6 protein-coding genes are annotated in these 6,056 nt (G+C 49.2%); 5 read left to right on the forward strand and 1 reads right to left on the reverse strand.

What is annotated here, in order from left to right; genetic code table 11:
* The 5 genes from K365_RS0125375 to K365_RS28580 all read left to right on the forward strand — a co-directional run bounded on the left by K365_RS0125375 (nt 1) and on the right by K365_RS28580 (nt 5,477).
* Nucleotides 1-1,311 carry a TRAP transporter large permease gene (locus tag K365_RS0125375; RefSeq protein ID WP_024336840.1) on the forward strand — a complete coding sequence of 437 codons (1,311 nt, stop codon included), beginning with the start codon at nt 1-3 and terminating at the stop codon, nt 1,309-1,311.
* A gap of 54 nt (nt 1,312-1,365) precedes the next feature.
* Entirely contained in the window at nt 1,366-1,743 is a 378-nt protein-coding gene (gene kal / locus K365_RS0125380; protein WP_492207313.1) for a 3-aminobutyryl-CoA ammonia lyase, read from the forward strand.
* 33 nt (nt 1,744-1,776) lie between these two features.
* Nucleotides 1,777-2,625, forward strand: coding sequence for a 3-keto-5-aminohexanoate cleavage enzyme (gene kce / locus K365_RS0125385; protein WP_024336842.1), 849 nt, complete (start codon nt 1,777-1,779; stop codon nt 2,623-2,625).
* 131 nt (nt 2,626-2,756) lie between these two features.
* Nucleotides 2,757-4,820: a sigma 54-interacting transcriptional regulator gene (locus K365_RS0125390; RefSeq protein ID WP_029725803.1), complete on the forward strand. Its 2,064-nt coding sequence runs from the start codon at nt 2,757-2,759 to the stop codon at nt 4,818-4,820.
* Between the two features lie 327 nt (nt 4,821-5,147).
* Nucleotides 5,148-5,477 carry an ATP-binding protein gene (locus K365_RS28580; RefSeq protein ID WP_211221171.1) on the forward strand — a complete coding sequence of 110 codons (330 nt, stop codon included), beginning with the start codon at nt 5,148-5,150 and terminating at the stop codon, nt 5,475-5,477.
* A gap of 62 nt (nt 5,478-5,539) precedes the next feature.
* Here K365_RS28580 and K365_RS0125405 read toward each other — a convergent pair.
* Nucleotides 5,540-6,056: tyrosine-type recombinase/integrase (locus K365_RS0125405; RefSeq protein WP_029725804.1), on the reverse strand; the 517-nt coding region annotated here is incomplete at its 5' end.

Raw genomic sequence — 6,056 nt, forward strand, 5'->3', positions numbered from 1 at the left:
ATGACTATGGGCCTGACCACTATTTTGATGTTCGCTGTATTGATTGTTCTGTTGACAACGGGTCTTCCCGTGGTCTTTGTCATCGGTTCCATCAGTATTGTTTTTGCATTTTTTCTGTGGGGAACCGGCGGGTTGTCCATGATGATATACCCCACCTACGGACTGATGAATGTCTTTATTCTATCGGCGATTCCTCTGTTCATTTTCATGGGTCTGATTCTCCAGAAATCGGGAATTGCCGATGAGATGTTCGAGGCGATCTATAAATGGTGCGGTGGCCTCCGGGGGGGACTGGGGGCGGGGACGGTCATTGTCTGTGCCATCATCGCTTCCATGGTGGGAATATCGGGGGCCGCCACCGTCACCATGGGGCTCATAGCCTTGCCGGCCATGCTCAAGCGCAATTATTCCAAGTACCTGGCCACGGGCACGATTCAGGCAGGCGGCGCGCTGGGGCTGCTGATCCCTCCGTCCATTCCGTTTCTGGTGTATGCCTTCGTTGCCCGGGAATCGGCAGCCAAATTGTTTGCATCCGGTCTTTTTCCGGGTCTGATTCTGGCAGCCATGTACATTGTCTACATTCTGGTCCGGGCTTATATTCAACCCGGCCTGGCCCCGGCGCTGGCCATTGAGGAGCGGGTCAGTTTCAGGGAAAAACTGATATGCCTCAAGGCCCTGATTCTCCCGATGTTTATCATTTTCAGCGTCATCAGCTGTGTGATCTTCGGCATCACCACCATTATCGAAGCCTCGGTGATCGGTGCCATCGGTGCCATGATCGCTGCCGCCACCAGAAAAAAACTGACCTGGACCATGATCCGTGAATCCCTTCACAAATCCGCTTCCGTCACGGCAATGGTCATGTGGATCGCCCTTGCCGCAGTCTGTTTCGGGGCCATCTATACGGGACTGGGTGCTTCAGATCTGGTTCAGGCCGCTCTGGAATCCATGGGGCTTGGAAAATGGGGAGTCCTGATTTTCATGCAGATCTCTTTCTTTTTCCTGGGAATGTTTCTGGATGACACTGCCATCATGTTTTTGACCATTCCCTTGTACCTGCCCATTGTCAAGGGATTTGGATTTGATCCCATCTGGTTCGGCACCCTTTTTGTCATCAACATGCAGATGGCATTCATTACACCACCCTACGGGCTTAACCTGTTTTACATGAAGGGTGTCGTTCCGCCCGGCATCTCCATGGCCGATCTTTACTGGTCGGTGATTCCGTTTATCATCATCCAGGCCCTGGGTCTGGCCCTCGTCATGATTTTTCCGGAAATCGCTCTGTGGCTGCCCCGGGTGCTGTTTTAGGCGTAACGCAGTTATCTTCAAAATATCAATAAAGGATCTGAGATGGAAAAGGCAATGATAAGAGTGCGGATGAGTGCAAAGGATGCCCATTACGGGGGGGCACTGGTTGACGGGGCACAGATGCTCCACCTGTTCGGTGACCTGGCTACGGAACTTCTCATACGATATGACGGGGATGAAGGGTTGTTCGTCGGATATGAAGAGGTGACATTCCTGGCCCCGGTGTATGCCGGTGATTACATTGAAGCGGAAGCAGAGATGATCACCATCGGAAATACATCCAGAAAAATGGCTTTTGCCGCCCGAAAAGTGATCACCTGCCGCAGAGATCTCAGTGAATCCGCCGCAGATCTGCTTGAAAGCCCGATCATTGTCTGCAGGGCCGTGGGTACCTGTGTCACCCCGAAAGGAAATCAGCGTATTCAGCACTGACCAATCCGAATTATTTGAAAGAGGCCTTTACGAATGGATAAACTGATCTTAACAGCAGCCATCTGCGGCGCGGAAGTGACCAAAGAGCAAAACCCCAATGTGCCCTATACCATCCAGGAGGTTGCTCGGGAAGCCGAATCCGCCTATGTCGCCGGAGCATCCATCATTCATCTCCATGTCCGCGAGGATGACGGCACACCGACACAGAATCGGAAACGGTTCAAAGCAGCCATCGACGCCATCCGCAGGCGCTGCCCTGATGTAATTATCCAGCCTTCCACTGGCGGTGCCGTAGGCATGACCGACCTGGAACGTCTTCAGCCAACTGAAATAGGAGAACCGGCCATTGGGCTTGATCATCCTGAGATGGCCACCCTGGACTGCGGCACCTGCAACTTCGGAGGAGACGAGGTGTTTGTCAATTCGGACCGGACCATAGAAACCTTCGGCCGGATCATGATCGAAAGAAAGGTTAAACCGGAAATCGAGGTCTTTGACAAAGGCATGATCGATACAGCCGCCAAAATGGCTCGGAAAGGTGTTATTCTCCCCCCCATGCATTTTGACTTGGTGATGGGGGTCCAGATCAGTGCCACCGCCCGGGATCTGGCCTTTATGGTCCACAGTCTGCCGCCGGGCGCCACCTGGTCGGTGGCCGGTATCGGCCGGTACCAGATCCCCATGGCTGCCCTGGCCATCGTCATGGGCGGTCATGCCCGGGTGGGCTTTGAAGACAACCTGTATATTGCCAAAGGCATTCTTGCTGTCAGCAATGGCGAATTGGTCAACAAGGTGGTTCGTATCGCTTTTGAACTCGGACGGCCCCTGGCTTCTCCTGCCGAGGCCAGGAAAATTCTGAATCTCCCCCCTTTAAAAATATGACAAAATCGCTCATCGGCTTTGACCTTGACATACCTGGCGCCGTAAACTATGCTTTTGATTCCGCTGACATCCATGTCGCCGGACAGGGTAAAGCACAGCAATTTTTAAACACCGCAAACAGGAACAGGGAGATGCCTGAGTTGCTTGAATTCGGTTGCCACAGGGTGCTGGAACCGGCTAAAAGTTTCCCTCAGCCCGCTTGGAAACTGGATAACACCATGGCCGTACATGAGAATGAACTTCTCGTGGATGTGGACATCATACATGTCAACACTACCAGTTTCAACCAGATCCTCACCTCAATGGACGGCAACCTGACCGCAGTAAAAAAACGGATACTTGAAATTGTCTCAACCAGAGGGAAACTCCAGAATCCCATCACCGGAACAGGCGGCATTCTGTACGGGCGTGTCGAACAGATCGGGAAGTCTTATCCCAATCCTTATAATCTGAAAATCGGGGATCATATCATCACCCTGGCATCCCTGTCTCTCACGCCGCTGAAGCTGGATCAGATAGACCAAATTAACCAGTTTTCATGTCAACTAAAGGTTCAGGGGAAAGCCATCCTTTTTGGTCATATGCCCCTGCTCAAGGTCAACCCCGGTCAACTCAACAAAAAATACTCACTGGAACTGCTTATCGCAGTAATGGATGAAGCCGGGGCTCCCAGGCAGACCTGGAAATTGGCCAATACAGGGAATCGCATACTTATCATCGGTGCAAACGGGAAACTCGGACTGCTCAGTGCATGCGGGGCCAGGGAAAAAATTGGTAATACCGGTAAAATCACTGGTATCGTCAAATCCCACGAAAGCAGAAAAGTACTTGAAAAAACAGGTATCTACGACGAGGTTATCTGCTGTGACGCCCTGGACACCATCGGCGCCTTTAACCACCTGTCTACCCATGGTGTATTGAATGCTCAGGAAGGTGCCTTTGATCTCACGGTCAACTGCATGGCCGTATCGGGTACTGAAATGCTCAGCCTTATTCTGACCCGGAACCGGGGGACTATTTTTTTTGCCAGCCTGGCCAACAGCCAGAAAATCACGGCACTGACTTCGGAAAGCGTGGGAAAGGACTTGAACATCATCGGCTATACCGGTTTTCTGGAAGGCCATGCCGATTTTACCGCAACCCTTCTATATACCTGCCCTGAACTGACCCGGCAGCTGAAACGGCTTTATGATCCGAAAAATCAAACCCAACGGGTACGCCAGGACCCTTATCCAGACCCCCGGATTTTATCGCACATCCTCAAAGACAGCCGGGATGACTATGTGTTTGTGTCCAAGCCCATGCAGAAGGTCCTGGCTTCAGCTGTGAATGTGGCAAAGTATGACTGTACCACCCTGATTACCGGCGAATCCGGAGTTGGCAAGGAGATTATCGTGGATATCATCCACAAGGCCAGTGACCGGAATCAGTACCCCCTGGTCAAAATAAATTGCGGTACGATCCCTGCCAGCCTCCTGGAGTCTGAATTGTTCGGCTATGAAAAGGGCGCTTTTTCAGGTGCCAGCATTCAGGGGAAAAAGGGGTTCTTTGAACTGGCCCATAACGGCTCCCTCTTTCTTGATGAGATTGGAGAACTCAAAACCGAACTTCAGGTAAAAATATTGAGAGCTATCCAGGAAAAGCAGATCTATCGGGTCGGAGGAATACAGCCGATCCAGGTCAATGTGAGAATCATAGCAGCCACGAACCGTTCACTTGAAGAGATGATCGAACAGGGCCGGTTCAGGGAAGATCTGTTTTATCGCCTCAATGTATTTCCCATAAAAATTCCACCTCTCCGGGAGCGGAAAAAGGACATCATTCCCCTGGCCGAACATTTCATCCGAAAATACAACGACCGCTTCAAGCTGAACAAGACTATGGAACAAATGGCGTTTCAGTACCTGGTGGAGCATGAATGGCCGGGAAATATCCGGGAGCTGCAGAACGTGGTTCAGAGAATACTCATCAACTCCGGAGAGGATACAATCACCCTAGTGGACACCATCCGGGAACTGGCCACCGGGTCGCGTCTTTCGTCTTCCAGAGCCGGTTTGAACGCAATTCTGGACCAGACGGAGTACAATGTTCTGAAAGCCACCCGGAAAACCCATAAAACCACCCGGAAAATGGCAAAAATTCTGGGCCTGAGCCAGTCCACCCTGGTCAGGAAATTGAAAAAACACGGCCTGTGATCAGACTGTAAAAAAAGGGGAAACACACAGTGAAAACAATTGGTTCCCTTTTCCTGTGGTGTTGAAGGGTTTTTATCATATATCAGGCCGGTTGGCGCGCATGCTTAGATTCAAATAGTGTAACGCTTTTTATTCTGTCCTATTCAGGCATCTTTTTCTCCTACACCGGGACGATAGCCATATGAACCCGGATGAAAAATTTCTTCCAGTCGCAGTTTGAGTAGCATCTTCACAGCCATCTGGGCTGTTCTATCTGCCCCAGTAGGCACCTCTGAGCGATCGGAACCCATCTCCTTTGGGGATCAACACCTGCTTTACCGGCTGGGGATGATAACTTCCAGAACTCATGCGATTCCACAATTTGTAAAGGTTACCTCCCAAATTTCCCTGATATGCACATATGCTTTGCCGTTATATAAAACTTTACATAAGGGTAAAACATTTTTACCCAAGTGCATTGCCTATGCCGCCACCCAGAATGGGGTGAAAACACTTTTCACAACAGCCATGGACATGATCAACCAGCTGGTGGCAGCTGAAAGTGATCACACCATGCTCAAAAAGCTTCAGTTCTATCAATCACAGGATCTTTTAGTCTGTGACGAATTATGTAAAGCTTTACATAATTCGTCTTATGACAAGTTAAATATTATGTGAAGTTGAATGCCAAATGTCTTTAAACAATAGCTTTTCAGGTTGTCCAGCTTTACATAAAAAATTCATATCACGGTTTTAAGCCATTCAAACAAATCTTCTTTTTCATCAGCCGAAAAATTTTCTTTTGGCAGTACTTTTGAACTTGCATTTTCAATGGCTTTCCTTTTCATTTCAGAATTGGATTTTGCGTATATTTCAGTAGTCGTAACTGAAGAATGTCCCAAAAAATCCCGTATATAAATCAAATTTACTCCGCTTTGCAGCAGGTGCATAGCCTTGCTGTGACGAAGGACATGCGGTGACATTTTATTTAAGACCGGGTTTTTGCTTTCTGTCGCAGCTTTTTTTGCATATTTATCCAGAATATAGGACAGTCCGGCTCTCGTAAGTTTCTCCCTCTTCTTGTTGAAAAACAAAGGGGTCTCCTCTTTTTTTTCATCAAGCAAACCGCAATCATCCATATATTTTTTTATGATGTTCATTGTTTGCGGCATCAGCGGTATGATCCTGGTTTTTTTCCCCTTGCCAGTCAGCCGAATTGTTGAAGGTGTTTTTAATCGTATATCAATTACTTTCAGG

The sequence above is a fragment of the Desulfotignum balticum DSM 7044 genome (assembly GCF_000421285.1).
Taxonomy (GTDB): domain Bacteria; phylum Desulfobacterota; class Desulfobacteria; order Desulfobacterales; family Desulfobacteraceae; genus Desulfotignum; species Desulfotignum balticum.